This window comes from Shewanella sp. A32 (genome assembly GCF_029167175.1).
Lineage (GTDB): Bacteria > Pseudomonadota > Gammaproteobacteria > Enterobacterales > Shewanellaceae > Shewanella > Shewanella yunxiaonensis.
The window spans coordinates 1-20,122 of record NZ_JARFTS010000026.1 but is presented as its reverse complement, the minus strand read 5'-3'; the positions used below and the strand labels follow the sequence as shown (position 1 = coordinate 20,122).

Sequence of the window (20,122 nt, the reverse complement as noted above, 5' to 3'; positions counted from 1 at the left end):
TCATCCATGAGCATGGAAGCAAAAGCCCGCGAGAAGGCATTTCAAGATCACATCGTTAAGCAGTTAGCCCAGCAAGGTTGGCTCGTTGGGGATTCTGCCCACTATGACAAACAGCGTGCTATCTATCCCGAGGACCTGTTGGACTATCTGCAACAAAGCCAACCTGACGCTTGGAGTAAGTTCGCCAAGATTTATCCGCAAGATACCAATGAGCATCTGTTTAACGCGGTAGTCAGGCACTTAGACCATAGCGACAAAGGGACGCTGTGGCTACTGCGAAATCATCTGGAAGATCGTGGTGCGAGACTGAGACTGGCGACCTTTAAGCCTGATCACGGTCTAAACCCTGAGCTAATGGCTCGTTATCAAGCTAACCGTTTACGTGTGGTACCTGAGTTGGTGTATAGCCCAAATGGTTACGATGGTCGTTTAGACTTGACGCTGTTCTTGAATGGTTTGCCAGTGGCAACATTGGAGCTGAAGTCTTGCTTTAAGCAAAGTCTTGAGAACGCCAAACAGCAGTATCGTAAAGATCGCCCCGTTAAGACCAGCACTAAGGATGAGCCATTACTTAAGTTTCGCCGTGGTGCGTTAGTGCATTTTGCTGTGAATCAGTTTGAAGTCGCAATGACCACCAAATTGGCCGGTGATAGTACCTTCTTTTTGCCATTTAACCGCGGTACGGCAGCCGGTGGGGCGGGTAATGATATTCCTGCAGCGGGTGAAGGCTTTGCAACTGAGTATTTGTGGGATGAAATATTTTCACCTGATAACTGGCTGAGAATTCTTGGGCGTTACATCCACCTTGAAGTGAAACGTGATGAAGATGCTCTTGGGCGAATCGTTAAAAAAGAGACCATGATCTTTCCGCGTTATCACCAGTGGCATGTGGTGCAAAAGCTACTCAACACAGTGCAACAAGAAGGCACTGGACATAAGTATCTTATTCAGCACTCTGCAGGTTCAGGCAAGTCCAACTCAATAGCCTGGTTAACCCATCAATTGGCGTCGTTGTATCAAGCTAACGGCAATAAATTCTTTAAGTCGGTGATTGTGATTACCGACCGCACAGTGCTTGATAGCCAACTGCAGGAAACTATCTCACAGTTTGAACATGCTGAAGGCGTGATCAGTAGCATCAACCGTGATGAAGGTGAGGGCAGCAAATCGTCGCAACTTGCCGCGTCACTCGCCAGCGGTACGCCAATTATTGTGGTCACCATTCAGACGTTCCCACATGTGCTCAAAGCAATTCAAGAAACTACGAGCCTCAAGGACAACACCTTTGCCGTGATTGCTGATGAAGCTCATTCGAGCCAAAGCGGTAGCACCGCCAGACAATTGCGGGAAGTGTTGATGGCGGAACAGCTTGATGAGAATGACGAGCTGAGTGCTGAAGACGTAATGAACATGACGCTCGCAGCTCGCGGCGGTAGCAATAACATCAGCTACTTTGCCTTTACGGCGACGCCAAAGGGCAAAACGTTGGAGCTGTTTGGTCGGCCTGAAAACCCTATGATGCCGCTGAGTGATAACAACAAACCTAAAGCATTTGATGTTTACAGCATGCGGCAGGCCATTGAGGAAGGCTTTATCCTCGATGTACTGCGGAACTACACCAGCTACAGCTTGGCCTATCGCATGGCCATGGCCAACGGTGACGCCGAGCAGGAAGTGGACAGCAAGAAAGCCAAAAAGGTGCTTAATCGTTGGGTGCGATTGCATCCTCATAACGTTGGTCAGAAAGTGCAGGTGATTGTGGAGCACTTCAGAGCCAACGTGGCTCAGCTACTCAACCAGCAAGCAAAAGCGATGGTGGTCACCAGCAGCCGCTTGGAAGCGGTGAAGTATAAGCTGGCGTTTGATAAGTATGTTAGAGAACAGGGCTATCATCATATTCATGCCATGGTGGCGTTTTCGGGCGAAGTGGTTGACCCCGATACCAGCGTTGGACATACCGAACGTAGCATGAACCCTGACTTGAATGGTCAGGACATGCGAAAGGCATTTGATACCGACAGCTACCAGTTGATGCTGGTGGCCAATAAGTTTCAAACAGGGTTTGACCAACCGAAACTGTGTGCCATGTACGTGGATAAAAAGCTGACTGGCGTAGATTGCATTCAGACGCTGTCACGGCTTAACCGCACTTATCCAGGTAAAGACCGTACCTTTGTACTGGACTTCGTCAATGATCCGCAAGATGTACTGACCGAGTTCCAGAAGTACTACGAGATTGCTGAGCTCGAGACTGTGTCTGACCCTAACTTGGTGTATGACTTGAAGCACAAGCTGGTGAACGAAAACATCTTCCTTTGGAGTGAAGTTGAAGCTTTTGCCGAGTGTTACTTTGACCCCAAACGGGGCACCGATTACATGCTGCACTACTTGGCACCGGCACGAGATCGATTCCGTAAACGCTATCAGTTAGCTATCGATGCCCTAAGAGCTGCCAAACAGCAGCTCAAGCTGATTAAGCAAACGGGGACTGACGTTGATAAGGCGAACGCAGAAAAACGTGTGACAGAGGCCGAGGAAGCCAAAAACCAAATGGTGATGTTCAAGAAAGACTTGAACAGCTACATTCGTTTCTATGAGTTTGCCTCGCAAATCACGCCGTTTGATGCGGCAGATTTAGAACAGCTAAGCACCTTTGCTAAGCACCTGTTGCCGCTGCTGCGGGAAGAGGAACTCGATGATGATGACATCGACCTTGATGGATTAGTGCTGAGCCATTACAAGCTGAAAGAGAAACGCACCCAAGACCTTGAACTGCGTGAAGGTCAGGGCGAAGGCTTAGATGGGATCACAGGACTTGGCTCGGCGAAACCTAAGCACGATAAAAAAGACTTTCTCTCGGAAATTCTGGCGAAGCTCAATGACCTGTTCGGCGAAGACGTCACCGACGGCGATAAGCTGGATTGGTTGCATGGTATGGCCACGAAGATTTCCGAAAATGAGATCGTTATGGCGCAGATCAAGAACAACGATCGCAAGTCGATCATGCAAGGGGATTTCCCTGGAGCTGCTGACCAAGCAGTTATAGAGCGAATGGACACCCAGAACAGTATGTCGATGGACTATCTTTCTCGCCCAGAAGCCGCCAAAGCAATACAGAACATCCTGCTGGATATTTTGCTGAAAGGCTTTGGTAAAGAGCTGCGGGGGTAAACTCACAAATGTTTCGAGGAGGTGTTTGATGGCTACATCATCTTTTAGCCGAGCGTTTGTCGTCGATGACGCCGATGTAATTGCTCATCTCAAGCTGGATTTGGCTTCAACTTAGCGATCTCCGAGGAAGGCTGACCGCATCCGTGACGATGTGGAACATGGACTAGCGTTGCTGAAGCGGAGATTCCAACTTAAAGGTAGCTATGATGAAGGCACTACAACGTAACAAATTTAAGGAGCACGTAATTGACTCATGAGTTAAACAGAGAAAGTTATGTTGAGGAAATTTCACCCTTAGCCAATTTTGTACGCAATGCGTCTTACCAAGAAAAGCTGGCCGTGTTCACACAAGCCCTAAGAACTGCAGCAAAAGAGCAGCAAAAAGTAATAGAGCAAGCTGCGGCCATGCGGTAGTTGCTGATTCGGTTTCGCTAAGGTAGCCCAAAGGCTACCTTTTCTATTTCAAGCGGATGAAGTTATCTATCAGGGTAATCGCCATACCAGTAGTTCACAGCTAACCACTCGCCAAACTGTTGGAAATGCATCAGTAATCTGACGATCCAGTGCATATAGGGCAGGTGTTGCTTTGGATGTGTTGCGTAGAGTTTCCCATCTTTGCTTAACAAGATTGACTCGGGGATGAATCCTTTATCAATCAGAAACGCTTTAATGGCTTCTGGCTCTCTGAATAGTCCTGTTCCCATCACCATTTCACCTTGTAAGTGCATCATCTTTTGGTCGGTCCCATTTTTATCGGGAACAATTTCCACGGTGAAGAACGGAAGCTCATTTTTATAGGCTTCATAGTACTGATGGTCTCGCAAATGCTGCGAAAAACGACCATCAACGAGTAATGCGGGATAAGATAATGCGACTTCTGCATTCATGAGTTTTCTCCAGATAGTGTTTTGGTAGGGGCAGGATTTGTCACTACCGTTATTTCTATTTTAATCGGATCAAGTTGGCCTCAACTTGCTTATACCATCAATTTTCCCTACGACATTTGGCATAAGAAACCTGAAGTAAATCAACACTTAGGATTCTTATATGTCAGAACTATCAAACCCAGCTTTTGACGGCGTTAAGTCAGAGGCTCTGGTCATCAGAGAGGCATTAGCGATACTCGATGCCCGCTACCAGAATCGACAACACCCCACAGAGGTTTTCACCTCGCCAGACTTAGTCAGAGATTACTTGCGGCTTCGTATGAGTGGCTATGAGCGTGAGGTCTTTGCCGTGCTTCTACTTGATAGCCAACATCGGTTGCTGAGCTATGAGGAGCTGTTCTTTGGCACTATAGACGCCGCATCTGTCTATCCAAGGGAAGTCGTCAAACTGGTGCTCGCTAAGAACGCTGCAGCGGTGATCTTTGCCCATAACCATCCATCGGGTTATGCGGAGCCATCGGACGCCGATAGACGCATCACAGAGCGATTAAAGACAGCCTTAGCGACGATTGATGTGTCGACGCTAGACCATCTAGTCGTGGGGCATCTTGATGTGGTGTCTTTCGCAGAAAGGGGCTGGCTATGAGCGAAGAGAAAGCTATCGCTATCGCCATTGATGCGATGTCTGCCAGACGCTGGTTGCCAGTGACGAGAATGCTGGTGGGCAAGCTGGAGGCTCTGCTGGCGGCGAATATACCTGCAGAGCAACCGGCAGGAGTCACATTGAATTTCCGTGACCCTAGCTATTCAGCTGAATCAGGTGGATTTCATCCTGTGGAAATTCGGCTGCAGCCAACAGCTAAAGATGGACCTTGGCGACTTAGCTATATCACCGACTTCGCCTTCTTTGGCCGACCTTATCCTGAGCTGGAAAAGGATATCGACTTCAACTTCGCCACCGGTGAAGGGTATCAGGCATTTGTCGGTTATTACCCGCTGAGAAACTTCAGCGGCATATACCGAATGTGGGAAGGCAACTTCCGCAGCTATCTCAACAGCAACATCTTCCGGATAACCATTACCTGGGATTAATTCATCACTGCTCGTCATAGTCACACTGCAGCATTGCGGTGGGTACTGTGCTGGGCGTTTACCAGTAAGTAAGGAGAACCATCATCAACGAACTCATGAAGCAGGTCGCTAAAGCTGCATTACTGACCATAGTGCCCATTCTGATCCAGGCGTTTGCCGACCGATATCTCTCGGACGAAGAACCTTGGGTTAACCAACCACCAAACCATGATTTGGACGAAGAGGGCGATGGAACGGAAATTTCCTAAGCCCTGACTGTTCAAGTCAATAGACCAAGCCCATGTGACATAGTGATAACGGACGCTAAGACCGTGTCACATGGGTCCCTTTCCGACTTTTGACACGTTTGGTCAGTGAACCTAGACCCTATTGACCAACTAAGGAGAGCCAATATGGCAACCATTGGATATGCTCGAGTATCAACCACAGGACAAAGCCTAGATGCCCAGCTCGCCGCCCTGAGCACATGCGATAAGGTATTTCAGGAGAAAGTCAGCGGTGCTAAGGATGACCGCTCGCAGCTCAAGCTTATGCTAGAGTTTGTGCGTGAAGGTGATTCAGTCGTCGTTACCAAGCTAGACCGACTGGCAAGGAATACCCGCCACCTACTAGAAATTGCTGAGTTCCTAGCCACTAAGAAAGTCACATTGAAAATCCAGAACCTTGGGATTGATACAGGAACACCGACAGGAAAGTTGATGCTAACGATGGTCGGTGCTATCGCAACTTTTGAGCGAGAACTGATGCTGGAACGGCAAGCAGAAGGGATTGCTATAGCCAAGTCCAAAGGGAAATATAAGGGCAGGGCTCCGACAGCGATGTTTAAAAAGGATGAGGTTAGAGTACTTATTGCTCAGCAAGTGCATAAGACGGAAATAGCCAAGCGGCTTGGAATTTCACTTTCTAGTGTTCAGCGAATCGCAAAACAGCAATCCTAGGGTTGCTTTTTGGCAACAATAAAATAACTTGATTATCAATCACGGATAACTAGAGATTTACATAATGAATTTCGAGAATACTTGGCAAATGATTCTGAGGTTTTTAGCTCTTTGGGTGGTTGTAGTAGTTTTTGCCGAAGTATTTTGGATTCTATATCTTCTAATCGAATGGTTTTCCACTCCGACAGTGGAGAAGTGTAGCTCAATTGCTTTTAAGGAAACTCTACTATTGGGAGAGGTTATGTACGACTGTGAGTATGGTCTGAAGTCTTTTCTTTTCGATCATGTGGGCGTATTAGGAGGAGCATGGGCATTTCTTGCTTATCCAGTATTAAGGATTTTAATTTGGTCTTTTAAAGTGACGTTTAAATTTAAAAGAAAGTTAACCTGTTGAAGCAGTCATTTTGGTCATAGGATGTCTACTGAACGAGGTCCACTCCATGTTCAACGCATTTCAGCCCAGCGAACCTAGATGAGTGTAATGATCTAATATGCTGAAATCCTCTTCCACTCTTCTATCCATCATCCCTGAGGGTGAACTGGACATAACTAAAAATCATTCTATAAACATAATCACCCGTTATCGATAGTGATTTTTTGTAGTTAGTTCTTGAACTTATAGAGCAAAATCGTGTAGCCTTCCTTGCTAAACAGACCAAATAACAAGCAGTGAGGATACATTTTGTACAAAGGAACTCATGGCACATGTCGATCTTGGGGGGACGACATTTGTAAAGAAGGGTTCAACGTATCCGACCCCGGTCGAGCTGGACCGGGTTGTTATTTTTGGCGCTATGTTCAAGATTCAACATACGCAAATTTTATGGCTTTTCGATGGTGGCAGAGCGAGTCAAGGAAAGGCAACTACGCTAAAGCTGCGAGAAATGCTGACGGAAAAAAATGTGCGATTATAAAATCCAGTTTTCAAGTAGAAGATGCAGAAGTCTTGGATATAAGTCACGGAGAACTGAAAGAACATGTCAGAGGTTTAGTCAAGTCATCATTGATTTGGATATCCGATAATGGATTACCTGAAGATATGACAGAAGAGGACGTTATTTCCTCAGTCTTTCAGTCCTATGTTGATGAAATTGGTGAAGAAGAAAGTATCGCATACAAGTTAGTTATTGCTGATTTGGCAGTACCCAAAGGGGCCGGAGGGAAAATTGGCTTATACTTTGGGGCATCAGTAGAGTCAATAGTTGTTCTTGATCCATCATGCATTACAATAGATGGGTACGAGGAGATTGAAAGTTATGAGTACATCTAGAATTGAAGCATCCAAAACAGTTATCGCTAGAATTCAATCAATGTCTAGTGAAGCTTTTTTGGCGATGCTAAAAGAGAAAAAATCAGGAAATTTTGCAACGGCGATCAGAGAAATTGTTGAATTCTCTGATCAAGAGCATGACCTGTGTTTTTATTCTCAAACTGTAGAACCTATTGAAATATATACAACTTTTGAATGTATACATGACGGATATTCTTTGTCTCACAATGGACTTAGTCCTTTCGAAGATGTTCGGGATTTTCAGTCTGCAAATGAGCCTTTAGCTGCATGAATTCAGAACATAAACTTCACCCAATTCAAATAGATGGAATCAAGATAAAAGAGTTGTTCATTAGAAATAACTCAAGTAGTGGTACTGTTGAAGCTCGGGAAGGAAAATTTAAATTCAAAGTTGCCCATGGGAAATTCGATGTTGAATTATCTTCAGTAAATGTAGCGTTAATTATTGAGATGGGAACACCTGAACTTCCTGAAGCCAAAAGTGAAGAACCTCTTGATCTTAGAGTACATATTCTGGCTAAGTTCAGCGTTGATAAGGAGCAATTTCCTATAGATAAAATAGAGCATTGGGCTGAATACAATGCCCCTATGATCTTGTACCCATACGCTAGAGAACATGTATACTCATTAAGTGGTCGAGTACTTGATACACCGATACTACTTCCATTACTTCAAGTGCCTACATTGAAGATTTAAGTGGTACAAAATCGTAGTACAATAGCTGAAAATTAAGGTGCATAACCTACTGAATTCTAATAGGTTCATGAAATTTATGATGATTCGAGGGTTCGACTCCCTCCTTCACCGCCATATTTAATAGACGGGAATCAGTAGCTTACTGGTTCCCGTTTTGTTTTTTATTGCGCCAACTAATTCATTTCCCCCACAGTGCACAAATGTGACTAATGGATTGCTCGTTCTACATTTTCTTCAATACGAAGCATTGGCTTTTCGCTAATGAATATTCATATCCCAAAGTGTTCACAGAATTTGTTGAGAGGACTGTCGCGGTTACCCACACAGTGGTATAAGTGTCTTCGATTATTGCCCAGAATTCAGCAACTGCACAGGTACCAAACATGATTTTCTCTCAGATAAGCCAGGCCCCGGCAGACCCCATCTTAGGTCTTACTGATGCGTTTAAGAAAGATCCTCGTCAAGACAAAGTTAACCTCGGTGTTGGGGTATACAAAGACGAGTCGGGTCAAACGCCCGTATTGAAATCCGTGAAGTTGGCAGAAGCAAAAATGCTAGAAACGGAAACCTCCAAAACCTATTTAGGTATCGAAGGTGTTCAGCTCTATAACAAGGTCGTTCAGGAATTGCTGTTTGGCGCTGACAGCAAGATAGTGAAAGAAGGATTGGCCGCTACTGCACAGGCTCCAGGTGGTACCGGTTCTCTCAGAGTTGCCGCTGAATTTGTGGTTAATAACACTGCAAGTAAAACTATTTGGGTCAGCAAACCTACTTGGGCCAATCATCAAAATATTTTCAGCGCTGCAGGGCTTAGCATTAAAGAATATGGCTACTACGATGCTGCAACTCAGTCATTGAATTTTGATGCAATGATGGCTGATCTGCAAAGCGCAGAAGCCGGTGAGTTGGTGTTGCTACATGGTTGCTGCCACAACCCAAGCGGGATCGATTTATCAGCGGAGCAGTGGGCTGTTGTTGCGGATCTTTGTTTATCCAAGCAATTATTACCTTTGTTCGACTTTGCCTATCAAGGGTTCGGTGATGGCATAGAAGAAGATGCACAAGGTCTGCGCACCGTTGCCGCCGTCGTGCCTGAACTTATCGTCGCGAACTCATTTTCTAAAAATTTCGGTCTTTATAACGAGCGTATTGGCGCAGTAACCGTTGTTGCTCAAGACGCTGCAACCGTACAAAAGGCATTCAGCCAAGTCAAACGTACTATTCGTGCCAATTACTCAAATCCACCGGCACATGGTGGGTTAATTGTTAGCACCGTACTTTCCGACCCAGAGTTAAAGGCGTTATGGGTGAATGAAGTTACCGGCATGCGGCAACGCATTGCAGAAATGCGGCAGCTGTTCGTTGATACCTTAAAGGCTGAAGGGGTTGAACAAGATTTCAGTTTCATCTGTGGTCAAAAAGGGATGTTTAGTTTTTCTGGCCTCAATAAAGCTCAAGTGGAAAGACTTCGGGAAGAATTTGGTATCTATATCGTCGGTTCTGGCCGCATCAGTGTCGCCGGTATGACGAAGAGCAATATTCCGGTTATCTGTAAAGCAATTGCCAAAGTATTGTAATTAAATCCAATTCAATATGTTAAAGGACGGTATATGCCGTCCTTTTTTAATGTTTAAAAAGCCACCAAAGTGACGCTAAATTTTGTGAAACCGTATGCCTGTTTTATAATCAGCCCGAATTCATTGAGAGGAATCCCTCAAAGGAGGCTGTTTGAGAACAGGTAGATTAGGTTCGTCCATGTTAGCGATGACGGTGGTGATCCTTGCCGTTATAGCACTTAGGGTCATCTTTATCCCCATTGCAAACCAAACTGATAGTAGTACGCCACTGATTAAAAAAAATCGGTTGGGCGTAAACTTTATTCCGGACTTTAGTTCCTTTGACGATGTCAGTGCAAAAAAGCAGGCATTTTTTGATTTTTTACGTCCTTCAGTCAAAAAGCAAAACCGCATTATTGCTGAAGAGAGACGTTTTCTGTTGCAGGTGCAAAATCACCTAAAAAACAATGTCACACTTGATGATGCTGAGGTATATCGAGTGCACCAACTGGCAGACAAATATGAATATGCAATTCGTAATATAGATGCTGCTAGTTTGAGAAGTTTACTTAGACGGGTTGATGTGATCCCCGAGTCCATGGTGTTGATCCAGGCTGCAAATGAATCTGGGTGGGGAGCTTCTCGTTTTGCCAAAGAAGGATTTAACTTTTTTGGTCAGTGGTGCTTTAAAGAAGGCTGTGGCTTAGTGCCACAATCCCGCGGCCAAGGGCAAGTTCATGAGGTCGCGGTATTCAGTAGTGTTGAAGACTCTGTAGCTTCCTATATGCGAAATTTGAATTCCAATGCGGCTTATGGCTTGTTCCGATCTATCAGAGCGGATTTACGAGCACAAAAGGAACCACTAAGTGCTGAAAAGCTGGTCTACGGTTTGGTCAATTATTCCGAACGCCAAGATGACTATATTGACGAATTGCTGGATATGCTGAGACACAATCAGGAATATTTGGATGATAATCAAATTGTGGCTTCCGCAGCATGATTGGTATCAGATAAAAAACCGGCTTTGGCCGGTTTTTTATCTGGGTTGTAACTCTATTTCTGGGCGTCTAGATAGCGTTCAGCGTCAAGTGCTGCCATGCAACCCGTACCCGCTGATGTAATTGCCTGACGGTAATATTGATCCATAACGTCACCAGCCGCAAACACACCTGGGATACTGGTCTGTGTTGCATTGCCATTTATTCCACTGTTCACTTTCAGATAGCCGTGGTTCATCTCTAGTTGTCCCTCGAAAATCGAAGTATTGGGACTATGGCCAATAGCAACAAAAACACCCGCGACCTCTAGATTACTCACAGAGCCATCTTTAACGTTTTTCAATTTAACGCCAGTAACACCCATTTCATCGCCAACAACTTCATCAAGGGTGCTGTCTAAGTGCAATACAATGTTACCGTTTGCCACTTTGTCCATCATGCGGTCAATCAGGATCTTTTCAGAGCGGAAACTATCGCGACGATGAATAACATGAACTTCAGCAGCAATATTGGACAAATACAGCGCTTCTTCAACGGCTGTATTACCACCACCGATGACTGCAACCTTTTGGTTACGATAGAAGAAACCATCACAGGTAGCACAGGCTGATACACCTCGGCCCTTAAATGCGTCTTCTGAAGGTAGCCCCAGGTAACGTGCAGAAGCCCCGGTAGCAATGATTAGCGCATCACAGGTATATTCGGCGTTATCACCAATCAAGCGGAAAGGTCGTTGTTGCAGATCCACCGAATTGATATGGTCAAAGACAATTTCAGTGTTGAATTTCTCGGCATGCTTTTGCATACGTTCCATCAATAACGGACCGGTAAGATCATCGGCATCACCCGGCCAGTTTTCAACTTCAGTCGTTGTTGTTAACTGACCACCTTGTTGCATCCCAGTAATCATCACAGGCTTCAGGTTGGCACGAGCAGCGTAAACCGCAGCGGTGTATCCGGCTGGACCGGAACCCAGAATAAGCAGATGACAATGTTTAGCTTGGCTCATATATTTCTCCATGCCTTTTAAAAATTGTCAGCGATTGTAGGTAATTTGACGAGAGTGGTAAAGCATCCTTCCCTGAATATTCAAGATTGCCTCAATCGAAAAAAAGGAGCCAGCAGGCTCCTTAATAAGGTTATTTCGAGACTGCCTGACTATTGTAACAGGCTGGCAGGCGCAGTGTATTCCAAACCATGAGATTCAGAGACTTCTTTACAAGTCAGCTTACCATGCATCACGTTGAGGCCAGCTAATAAGTGCTTGTCATCCAGCAGGGCTTCCTTATAGCCCATTCTCGCCAATTTGAGAATGTAGGGCAGGGTGGCATTATTCAGTGCAAATGTTGAGGTTCTGGCTACCGCACCAGGCATGTTGGCAACACAATAATGCACAACATCATCGACAATGTAGGTAGGATCCTGATGCGTGGTTGCATGCGAAGTTTCAACACAACCACCTTGGTCAATGGCCACGTCAACGATGGCACTACCAGGTTTCATATTTTTAACCATTTCTTTGGTAACCAATTTTGGTGTTTGGGCGCCGGGAATTAACACGCCACCAATAACCAAATCAGCTTCCAGAACATGGCGTTCAATAGCGTCTGCTGTGGAGTATACAGCTTTCACCGCAGAGCCAAATTGCATGTTAAGGCGACGCAATGCGTCAACTGAACGATCCAATACAACCACGTCAGCACCCATACCCACAGCGATCTGTGCAGCATTAGTTCCTACCATACCGCCACCGATAATCACGACTTTGGCAGGTTCTACACCAGGTACCCCCCCCAAAAGCATGCCTCGGCCGCCATGTGATTTTTCAAGCGCCATCGCGCCAGCTTGAATGGACATGCGGCCTGCAACTTCAGACATCGGTGCCAGCAATGGTAGACCACCTTTGGCATCAGTCACTGTTTCATAGGCGATGCATACAGCACCACTCTTTAATAGATCCTGAGTCTGTGCGAGATCTGGTGCTAAATGCAGATATGTGAACAGGATTTGGTCATGACGCAACATTGCCCGTTCAACGGCTAAAGGTTCTTTTACTTTGACAATCATTTCAGCGATGGCAAATACCTCTGCGGCAGTGTCCAGGATGGCAGCACCAGCAGCTGTATAGTCATCGTTACTAAACCCAATGCCGAGACCCGCATTTGTTTCAACGTAGACTTCATGACCTTGCATCGTCAGTTCGCGTACGGAGGACGGTACCATGCCAACACGGTATTCATGGTTTTTTATCTCTTTTGGAACACCAATCTTCATTTTTGAGCCTCAACATAAATTTTTCCCGAATACGGGCGTAGGATATTTGTTATAATTGCTTACCTGCTATTAAATAGTCAGGAATATCTAGTATAGACTGGCTTGTGCAGTTTATGCTGCTAAACTTTTAACATACGCAACATAAAAAACTGTTTTAGAAATAAAACAAGGTTAAAAAAATGGCTGATAATAAAAAAATATCCATCAAAGATCTCGATCGTATTGATCGTAACATATTAGTAGAACTTCAGAACGATGGCCGCATTTCTAACGTAGAATTATCCAAACGCGTAGGGCTTAGTCCAACCCCTTGTCTTGAGAGGGTTAAAAGACTTGAAAAACAAGGTTTTATAAATGGATATACGGCGCTTGTGAACCCCCATTATTTGGACGCATCACTGTTGATTTTTGTTGAAATCACATTGACCCGTGATACCCCTGAGGTGTTCGATAAGTTCAATCGTGCAGTACAATTATTGGACGATATTCAGGAATGTCATCTGGTATCCGGTGATTTTGACTATTTGTTAAAAACACGAGTATCGGATATGTCGGCATATCGCAAGTTATTGGGGGAAACGCTACTAAAATTGCCATCTGTATCCGATACCAGGACGTATGTGGTAATGGAGGAAGTTAAGCATACCAACCGCATCGCAATTAACGGATGAAGATAATAGAAAAAGCCGGGGCAACCCGGTTTTTTTACCCGTCAAACCGAACCGTAGCTTTTTGCTTAATAGTTGCTGTACCAAAGTGTTATCGACTCCCGCTTATCTTGTTGACGACACTGCACATTTAAGCAGTTTCTGGTATCTTATTTGCCATTCACATATGTAACGATGGATGTTTAACTTGTCTCAGGGAAAAAGCATCAGGACACTCAGCGGCTTACAACGATTGCAGGAAGGAGGACTCATCCTATGCTGCATGATGGCTGTGTATGTGTTATTAGCCCTCAGCAGTTTCAGCCCGAGCGATCCAGGCTGGAGCCAGACTAATTTTCAAGGCACGGTAACGAATCTCACTGGCAAAGTCGGCGCGTGGGTTGCCGACATTCTTTTTTATTTCTTTGGTTATACCGCGTTTATTCTGCCGATCGTCATTGCCGCTACCGGATGGTTATTGTTTAAACGGGCACACCGCTTAAGTGATGTTGACTACTTTTCAGTCGGGTTACGATTGGTCGGCTTTATTCTGATGCTACTTAGCATGGCGGCTCTCGTCAGCATGAATGCCAACGATATCTATGAGTTTTCTGCCGGCGGCGTGGCTGGCGATGTCATTTGGCAAGGAATGCTGCCTTACTTCAATCAATTGGGTACTACGTTACTGTTACTTTGCTTCGTCGGCGCGGGCTTTACACTAATGACGGGCATCAGCTGGATTACCATTGCTGAAATGCTGGGCCTCGGCACCTTGTGGTTTCTTAAAAAAGTTTGGCATTTACCGAAATTATTCCAGCGTCCCACTGAGACGGCAGACACTCAGGGATTTATGTCGGTAGTGGATAAATATCGGCAGCGGCGCCAGCAAGAAACCGCTGATGTTAGCGATGTCGATGACGCTGAAGATAATGACGATGAACCTTATACCGAACCGAAAAAGTTATTATCGCGTTTTCGTAGAAAGACTCAGCCGGATGTTATTGCGGAAGACGCCAGTGATCGGGTGGAACCGGTGATTCATTTTGTTGAGCATAATCAGGATGACGAAGAGGATATTTTCACCACAGAAGCGCCCGCTAATGACAATGCGAGTGTGGTTCAGGCAAAACGTCAGAAGCTCAAATACCAGGGCGCAAGAGTAGAAAATGGCATTATCATATTACCAGGGCAAGAAAGTGGTGCGCCTAGTCGTCCTTTGGAACCGCTACCAAGTATCGCTTTGTTGAATGTGCCCGACCGCAAAAAAAATCCCATTTCAGAGGATGAACTGCAGCAGGTTGCGCGACTGGTAGAAGTAAAACTCGCCGATTTTAATATTGAAGCAAAGGTTGTGGGCGTTTTTCCCGGACCAGTGATTACCCGTTTTGAATTAGAGTTGGCTCCCGGGATCAAGGCATCGAAAATCTCCAACCTTTCAAAAGATTTGGCTCGATCGTTGTTAGCCGAAAGTGTTCGCGTTGTTGAGGTGATACCTGGAAAAGCCTATGTCGGTCTCGAACTGCCCAACAAATTCCGTGAAACGGTTTTCTTACGCGACGTACTCGATTCTCAGGCGTTTAAAGACAATAAATCTACGCTCTCTATGGTACTGGGACAGGACATTGCTGGGGAACCTGTCGTCGTTGATTTGGCTAAGATGCCCCATCTGCTAGTCGCGGGTACTACCGGTTCAGGTAAGTCCGTTGGTGTTAACGTCATGATTACCAGCTTGCTGTATAAGTCTGGGCCCGACGACGTCCGTTTTATTATGATTGACCCCAAAATGCTGGAGCTTTCAGTTTACGAAGGCATTCCACATCTGTTGTGTGAAGTCGTGACCGACATGAAAGAAGCCGCTAATGCCTTACGTTGGTGTGTTGGCGAAATGGAACGACGCTACAAATTGATGTCGGCAGTAGGTGTACGTAACTTAAAAGGTTATAACGCCAAAGTGGCTGACGCTAAGGCCGCAGGCGAACCGCTGCTTGATCCGCTATGGCGCGAAGGGCAGAGCATGGAAGATGCGCCAAGTGAGTTAGACAAGCTACCGTCAATTGTCGTCGTCGTGGATGAATTTGCCGACATGATGATGATTGTTGGTAAAAAGGTGGAAGAGCTTATCGCTCGTATCGCGCAAAAAGCCCGTGCTGCAGGTATCCATCTGATCCTGGCTACACAACGACCTTCTGTCGATGTGATTACCGGTCTGATCAAGGCCAATATTCCGACGCGAATCGCCTTTCAGGTGTCTTCGCGGATTGATTCACGCACCATCTTAGATCAGCAAGGGGCCGAAACCCTACTAGGGATGGGGGATATGTTGTATCTGCCTCCAGGCACTGGCGTGCCAATTCGTGTCCATGGCGCATTTATCGGAGATGATGAAGTCCACAATGTCGTTGCTGACTGGCATGCTCGTGGTAAGCCACAGTATATTGAGGATATTCTTCAAGGTTCCAGCGACGGCGAGCAGGTATTACTGCCAGGTGAAGCGCCGGAAGGTGGTGACGAAGAATTTGATGAACTTTATGACGAAGCGGTTGCGTTTGTTACCGAAACCCGTCGTGGGTCTATCTCCAGCGTCCAACGTAAATTCAAGATAGGTTATAACCGCGCGGCCCGAATTATTGAGCAGATGGAGATGCAGGGCGTTGTCAGCGCTCAAGGGCATAATGGTAATCGTGAAGTTCTTGCTCCGCCATCGCCAAGATAACCGCATTTAAGAGGTATTGATGAAAATATTATTACTGTCTGCATTGCTGTTGAGTTGTATGCAGGCATATGCACAGACACCAGAGCAAGCTTTAAAGGCTAAATTGGATGCAAATCCTGCAATTAGGGCTGATTTTTCGCAAACAGTGACTGATATCAACGGCAAGCAAATTCAGTCCGGTACCGGAACTCTCGCGTTGGCGCAGCCTAATCGCTTTTATTGGCATCTGACCGCACCTGACGAATCTTTGATTGTCGCGGATGGCAAAGATGTCTGGATCTATAACCCCTTTGCTGAAGAGGTCAGTGTATTGGGACTTAAAGATGCCATCGCTGCATCGCCCATCACTTTACTGGTACACCGAGACAAATCAACCTGGTCAAAATTTACCATCCGTGAAAAAGATCAGTGCTTTAATATCATCCCTAAAACAGCAGACACCGGTGTACAACAGGTGCAAGTCTGTTTTAACGGCAATAAGCTGGCCAGTCTCAGCCTCGATGATACCCAAGGAAACAAGAGTCATTTTGCGCTGTCAGCACAATTACCTTTGGCAAAAGAAGATAATGAGATGTTTTCGTTTACGCCGCCAGATGGTGTTTCCGTTGATGATCAGCGTCCTCATGACGGACAATAATTTATGTCCAGCCTGAGCTTTGATTTTGCTCCAGATTTTCGGCCATTGGCGGCAAGAATGCGGCCAATTACCTTGGCAGAATATATCGGTCAAAAACATCTGTTAGGGGTAGGCCAACCTTTACGGAAAGCGCTTGAAGCAGGCAAGGCCCACTCTATGATGTTTTGGGGACCGCCAGGTACTGGGAAAACAACGCTGGCAGAATTAATCGCACATTATGCCAATGCGCATGTCGAAAGAATTTCTGCCGTGTCCTCAGGTGTAAAGGAGATACGAGCAGCGATTGAGCATGCTCAAAATGTTGCACAATCGCGTGGGCAGCGCACCTTGTTGTTTGTTGATGAAGTACATCGCTTCAACAAAAGTCAGCAGGATGCCTTTTTACCTTTTATTGAGGATGGTACGGTAATTTTTGTCGGGGCGACAACCGAAAATCCCTCGTTTGAGATTAACAACGCCTTGTTATCTCGCGTAAGGGTTTATCTCATCAATAAGTTGGCAGAATCTGAAATCGCAGAGTTAGTCCAACGAGCGCTACAGGATAACGAGCGAGGGCTTGGCAAACGCCAATTAAAGATGCCTGAACGGGTGTTGTCACAGTTGGCAAATGTTGCTGATGGCGATGGTCGTAAGGCGTTGAATCTGCTGGAGCTGATGAGCGATATGCTGGCAGATGGGCAGGAATTTTCAGAAGAACTACTCGTTCAGGTTTCCGGCCAGCAATTAGCGCGATTTGACAAAAATGGCGACCAATATTATGACCTGATCTCCGCCGTCCATAAATCGATAAGGGGTTCTGCGCCTGATGCTGCACTGTATTGGTATTGCAGGATGCTGGAAGGCGGATGTGACCCCCTGTATGTTGGTCGTCGACTTTTAGCCATCGCCTCGGAAGATGTGGGCAATGCGGACCCGACGGCGATGACCGTAGCATTGAATGCTTGGCAATGTTTTCATCGTGTAGGGCCTGCTGAAGGAGAAAGAGCCATAGCGCAAGCGATTGTCTACTTAGCGTTAGCGCCAAAATCTAATGCAGTGTATACCGCCTTCAAGGCCGCGCGGCAGTTGGCAAGAGAAACCGGTGGTGAAGCGGTGCCTATGCATCTACGTAATGCACCGACAAAATTGCTTGAAGAGATGGGGGCGGGGAAAGAGTACCGTTATGCCCATGACGAAACGAATGCTTACGCTGCTGGTGAAAATTATTTCCCAGAACCACTGAAAAACAGCAAATTTTATTTCCCTACTGAACGTGGCTTTGAAAAACGCATGGCAGAAAAACTTAAGCAACTCGAACAACTCGATTCGCAAAGCGAGCGAAAACGTTATGAATAATCTTTTATGGGTGGCCCTTGGTGGTGCGACCGGTGCAGTTTTGCGCAATCTTATTTCGTTATTTATGATCCAGCTATTTGGCAGTAGTTTTCCTTTTGGTACACTGACTGTTAATGTACTGGGCTCTTTTTTGATGGGAGTCGTCTTCGCACTGGGGCAGTTGAGTCATGTCAGTCCGGAGATAAAGGCGCTGATTGGTGTGGGTTTTCTGGGAGCACTGACCACCTTTTCAACTTTCTCAAATGAAACCTTGCTGCTTATGCAAGCTGGAGATTGGCTCAAGGCATTTTTAAATGTGGTGCTGAATCTGGGGATCTGTCTTTTGATGGTATTCTTAGGTCAGCAACTAATTTTTTCACGCGTTTAATAACCAAAGACAAAAAAGATGTTAGATCCTAAATATCTGCGTAATGAACTTGCCACCACCGCCGAGCGGCTGGCTACCCGTGGTTTTATTCTTGATGTTGACCGGCTCACCAAGCTGGAAGAAAAACGCAAAGCTCTGCAGGTAGAAACTGAAGAGTTGCAGGCTAGTCGTAACGCTATGTCTAAGTCTATCGGACAAGCGAAAGCCAAAGGTGAAGATGTTTCCGAGATCATGGCTCAAGTCAATGATCTCGGTGGTAAATTGGAGACCAAAAAGCAAGAGCTGTCCCAGTTACTGGATGAATTGAACGCCATAGCGATGAGCATGCCCAACCTGCCAGATGAATCAGTTCCGGTAGGTCCAGATGAATCTCAGAACGTCGAAATCCGCCGTTGGGGCACGCCTAAAACATTTGACTTTCCTATCAAAGACCATGTGGATTTGGGGGAACAAGTTAAAGGTCTAGACTTTAAAAATGCCGTTAAATTAACAGGCGCACGCTTTGTGGTAATGCGAGGACAGATTGCCCGCATGCATCGTGCTTTGGCGCAGTTCATGCTGGACTTGCATACTCAGCAACACGGATATACTGAAGCTTATGTGCCATTGTTGGTGAACGATGCCAGCTTATTGGGAACTGGCCAGTTACCCAAATTTGCTGAAGATCTGTTCCACACCAAGCCAGCAACAGAAGAAGGACAGAGTCTGCATCTGATCCCGACGGCTGAAGTCCCACTAACGAACTTGGCGCGCGACACGATTATCGAAGAAGATGATTTGCCGGTTAAGCTTACAGCGCAAACTGCCTGTTTCCGTAGCGAAGCTGGTTCATACGGTAAAGATACCCGTGGCCTAATCCGTCAACATCAATTCGAAAAAGTCGAATTGGTGAAATTGGTAAAACCAGAAACTTCAATGGACGAATTGGAAAGTCTGACCAAAGACGCTGAAACTGTACTGCAAAAACTAGGCTTGCCATATCGTGTCATCGTACTTTGTACTGGAGATATGGGATTTAGCTCTGCTAAAACGTACGATATCGAAGTATGGTTACCAGCGCAGAATACCTACCGGGAAATTTCTTCATGCTCCAATATGAAAGATTTCCAGGCTCGGCGCATGCAAGCACGTTATCGCAGCAATGATGACAAAAAGCCAAAACTGTTACATACCCTTAATGGTTCAGGATTGGCCGTAGGTCGTACGTTGGTTGCCGTTTTGGAAAATTATCAAAACGCTGATGGCAGTATTACTGTCCCAGAAATATTACGCCCTTATATGGGTGGACTAGAACAAATCGGTTAACACAAAAGGTCATGTATGGATAATGGCGGGCGCAATTTGCGCTGGCTGACTTATGTGGCCGTAGTTACCGTATTTTCGGTGTTGGCGTTGGCCACAATAGCTAAAGCAGCCATTTTGTTTTACGAAAATTTGGTATAGCAGTAAAAAACCACCTTCTGAAGAAGGTGGCTTTGTGATTACCCCCTAAAAGGGGGCCTTCTATACTAGAGCAAGCT

General features: G+C 45.8%; 20 protein-coding genes. 17 read left to right on the top strand and 3 right to left on the bottom strand.

The window, feature by feature from the left end; genetic code table 11:
• Positions 1-6 precede the first annotated feature (6 nt).
• Complete coding sequence (locus tag PY479_RS15250) at positions 7-3,171, top strand: DEAD/DEAH box helicase family protein (protein WP_275484260.1); 3,165 nt, start codon at positions 7-9, stop codon at positions 3,169-3,171.
• A 246-nt stretch (positions 3,172-3,417) separates the two neighbouring features.
• A complete protein-coding gene (locus PY479_RS15245) occupies positions 3,418-3,585 on the top strand; it encodes a hypothetical protein (RefSeq protein WP_275484259.1) in 168 nt (55 codons plus the stop codon).
• Between the two features lie 62 nt (positions 3,586-3,647).
• Here PY479_RS15245 and PY479_RS15240 read toward each other — a convergent pair whose 3' ends face one another.
• Positions 3,648-4,058, bottom strand: a complete 411-nt coding sequence (locus PY479_RS15240; RefSeq protein WP_275484258.1) for a hypothetical protein — start codon at positions 4,056-4,058, stop codon at positions 3,648-3,650.
• 160 nt (positions 4,059-4,218) lie between these two features.
• On the opposite strand from PY479_RS15240, the gene radC reads away from it, so the two are divergent.
• The 9 genes from radC to PY479_RS15195 all read left to right on the top strand — a co-directional run bounded on the left by radC (position 4,219) and on the right by PY479_RS15195 (position 10,631).
• The gene (radC, locus tag PY479_RS15235) at positions 4,219-4,704 is read left to right on the top strand and encodes a DNA repair protein RadC (protein ID WP_343377255.1); all 486 of its coding nucleotides are present in this window, start codon (positions 4,219-4,221) and stop codon (positions 4,702-4,704) included.
• Positions 4,701-5,150 carry a DUF2787 domain-containing protein gene (locus tag PY479_RS15230; protein ID WP_275484257.1) on the top strand — a complete coding sequence of 150 codons (450 nt, stop codon included), beginning with the start codon at positions 4,701-4,703 and terminating at the stop codon, positions 5,148-5,150. Before radC ends, PY479_RS15230 begins: the two co-directional genes overlap by 4 nt.
• Positions 5,151-5,245: 95 nt before the next feature.
• Positions 5,246-5,398: a hypothetical protein gene (locus PY479_RS15225; RefSeq protein WP_275484256.1), complete on the top strand. Its 153-nt coding sequence runs from the start codon at positions 5,246-5,248 to the stop codon at positions 5,396-5,398.
• Between the two features lie 144 nt (positions 5,399-5,542).
• A complete protein-coding gene (locus PY479_RS15220) occupies positions 5,543-6,088 on the top strand; it encodes a recombinase family protein (RefSeq protein WP_275484255.1) in 546 nt (181 codons plus the stop codon).
• Between the two features lie 682 nt (positions 6,089-6,770).
• The gene (locus PY479_RS15215) at positions 6,771-7,358 is read left to right on the top strand and encodes a hypothetical protein (protein ID WP_275484254.1); all 588 of its coding nucleotides are present in this window, start codon (positions 6,771-6,773) and stop codon (positions 7,356-7,358) included.
• Positions 7,345-7,650, top strand: coding sequence for a hypothetical protein (locus PY479_RS15210; RefSeq protein WP_275484253.1), 306 nt, complete (start codon positions 7,345-7,347; stop codon positions 7,648-7,650). The genes PY479_RS15215 and PY479_RS15210 overlap by 14 nt, the downstream gene beginning before the upstream one ends.
• On the top strand, positions 7,647-8,075 hold the full coding sequence (locus tag PY479_RS15205) for a hypothetical protein (RefSeq protein ID WP_275484252.1): 429 nt from the start codon (positions 7,647-7,649) through the stop codon (positions 8,073-8,075). Before PY479_RS15210 ends, PY479_RS15205 begins: the two co-directional genes overlap by 4 nt.
• Positions 8,076-8,458: 383 nt before the next feature.
• Positions 8,459-9,652, top strand: a complete 1,194-nt coding sequence (locus tag PY479_RS15200) for an amino acid aminotransferase (RefSeq protein WP_212593450.1) — start codon at positions 8,459-8,461, stop codon at positions 9,650-9,652.
• Between the two features lie 151 nt (positions 9,653-9,803).
• Positions 9,804-10,631 carry a glucosaminidase domain-containing protein gene (locus PY479_RS15195; protein WP_212593449.1) on the top strand — a complete coding sequence of 276 codons (828 nt, stop codon included), beginning with the start codon at positions 9,804-9,806 and terminating at the stop codon, positions 10,629-10,631.
• 53 nt (positions 10,632-10,684) lie between these two features.
• Here PY479_RS15195 and trxB read toward each other — a convergent pair whose 3' ends face one another.
• Together trxB and ald are read right to left on the bottom strand one after the other, a co-directional pair.
• The gene (gene trxB, locus PY479_RS15190) at positions 10,685-11,638 is read right to left on the bottom strand and encodes a thioredoxin-disulfide reductase (RefSeq protein WP_212593448.1); all 954 of its coding nucleotides are present in this window, start codon (positions 11,636-11,638) and stop codon (positions 10,685-10,687) included.
• A gap of 149 nt (positions 11,639-11,787) precedes the next feature.
• Positions 11,788-12,903: an alanine dehydrogenase gene (gene ald, locus PY479_RS15185; RefSeq protein WP_275484251.1), complete on the bottom strand. Its 1,116-nt coding sequence runs from the start codon at positions 12,901-12,903 to the stop codon at positions 11,788-11,790.
• A gap of 179 nt (positions 12,904-13,082) precedes the next feature.
• Here ald and lrp point away from each other — a divergent pair, with 179 nt between their 5' ends.
• The 6 genes from lrp to serS all read left to right on the top strand — a co-directional run bounded on the left by lrp (position 13,083) and on the right by serS (position 19,907).
• Complete coding sequence (gene lrp / locus PY479_RS15180; RefSeq protein WP_212593446.1) at positions 13,083-13,574, top strand: leucine-responsive transcriptional regulator Lrp; 492 nt, start codon at positions 13,083-13,085, stop codon at positions 13,572-13,574.
• A 184-nt stretch (positions 13,575-13,758) separates the two neighbouring features.
• On the top strand, positions 13,759-16,263 hold the full coding sequence (locus PY479_RS15175; RefSeq protein ID WP_275484284.1) for a DNA translocase FtsK 4TM domain-containing protein: 2,505 nt from the start codon (positions 13,759-13,761) through the stop codon (positions 16,261-16,263).
• Positions 16,264-16,282: 19 nt separating this feature from the next.
• Complete coding sequence (gene lolA, locus PY479_RS15170) at positions 16,283-16,900, top strand: outer membrane lipoprotein chaperone LolA (protein ID WP_275484250.1); 618 nt, start codon at positions 16,283-16,285, stop codon at positions 16,898-16,900.
• A 3-nt stretch (positions 16,901-16,903) separates the two neighbouring features.
• Positions 16,904-18,235, top strand: a complete 1,332-nt coding sequence (locus tag PY479_RS15165) for a replication-associated recombination protein A (RefSeq protein ID WP_275484249.1) — start codon at positions 16,904-16,906, stop codon at positions 18,233-18,235.
• Positions 18,228-18,602, top strand: coding sequence for a fluoride efflux transporter CrcB (gene crcB / locus PY479_RS15160; RefSeq protein ID WP_212593443.1), 375 nt, complete (start codon positions 18,228-18,230; stop codon positions 18,600-18,602). Before PY479_RS15165 ends, crcB begins: the two co-directional genes overlap by 8 nt.
• 18 nt (positions 18,603-18,620) lie before the next feature.
• Positions 18,621-19,907 (top strand): serine--tRNA ligase, encoded by a 1,287-nt coding sequence (gene serS, locus PY479_RS15155; protein WP_212593442.1) that lies wholly within the window; start codon positions 18,621-18,623, stop codon positions 19,905-19,907.
• The last annotated feature ends 215 nt before the right edge of the window (positions 19,908-20,122 follow it).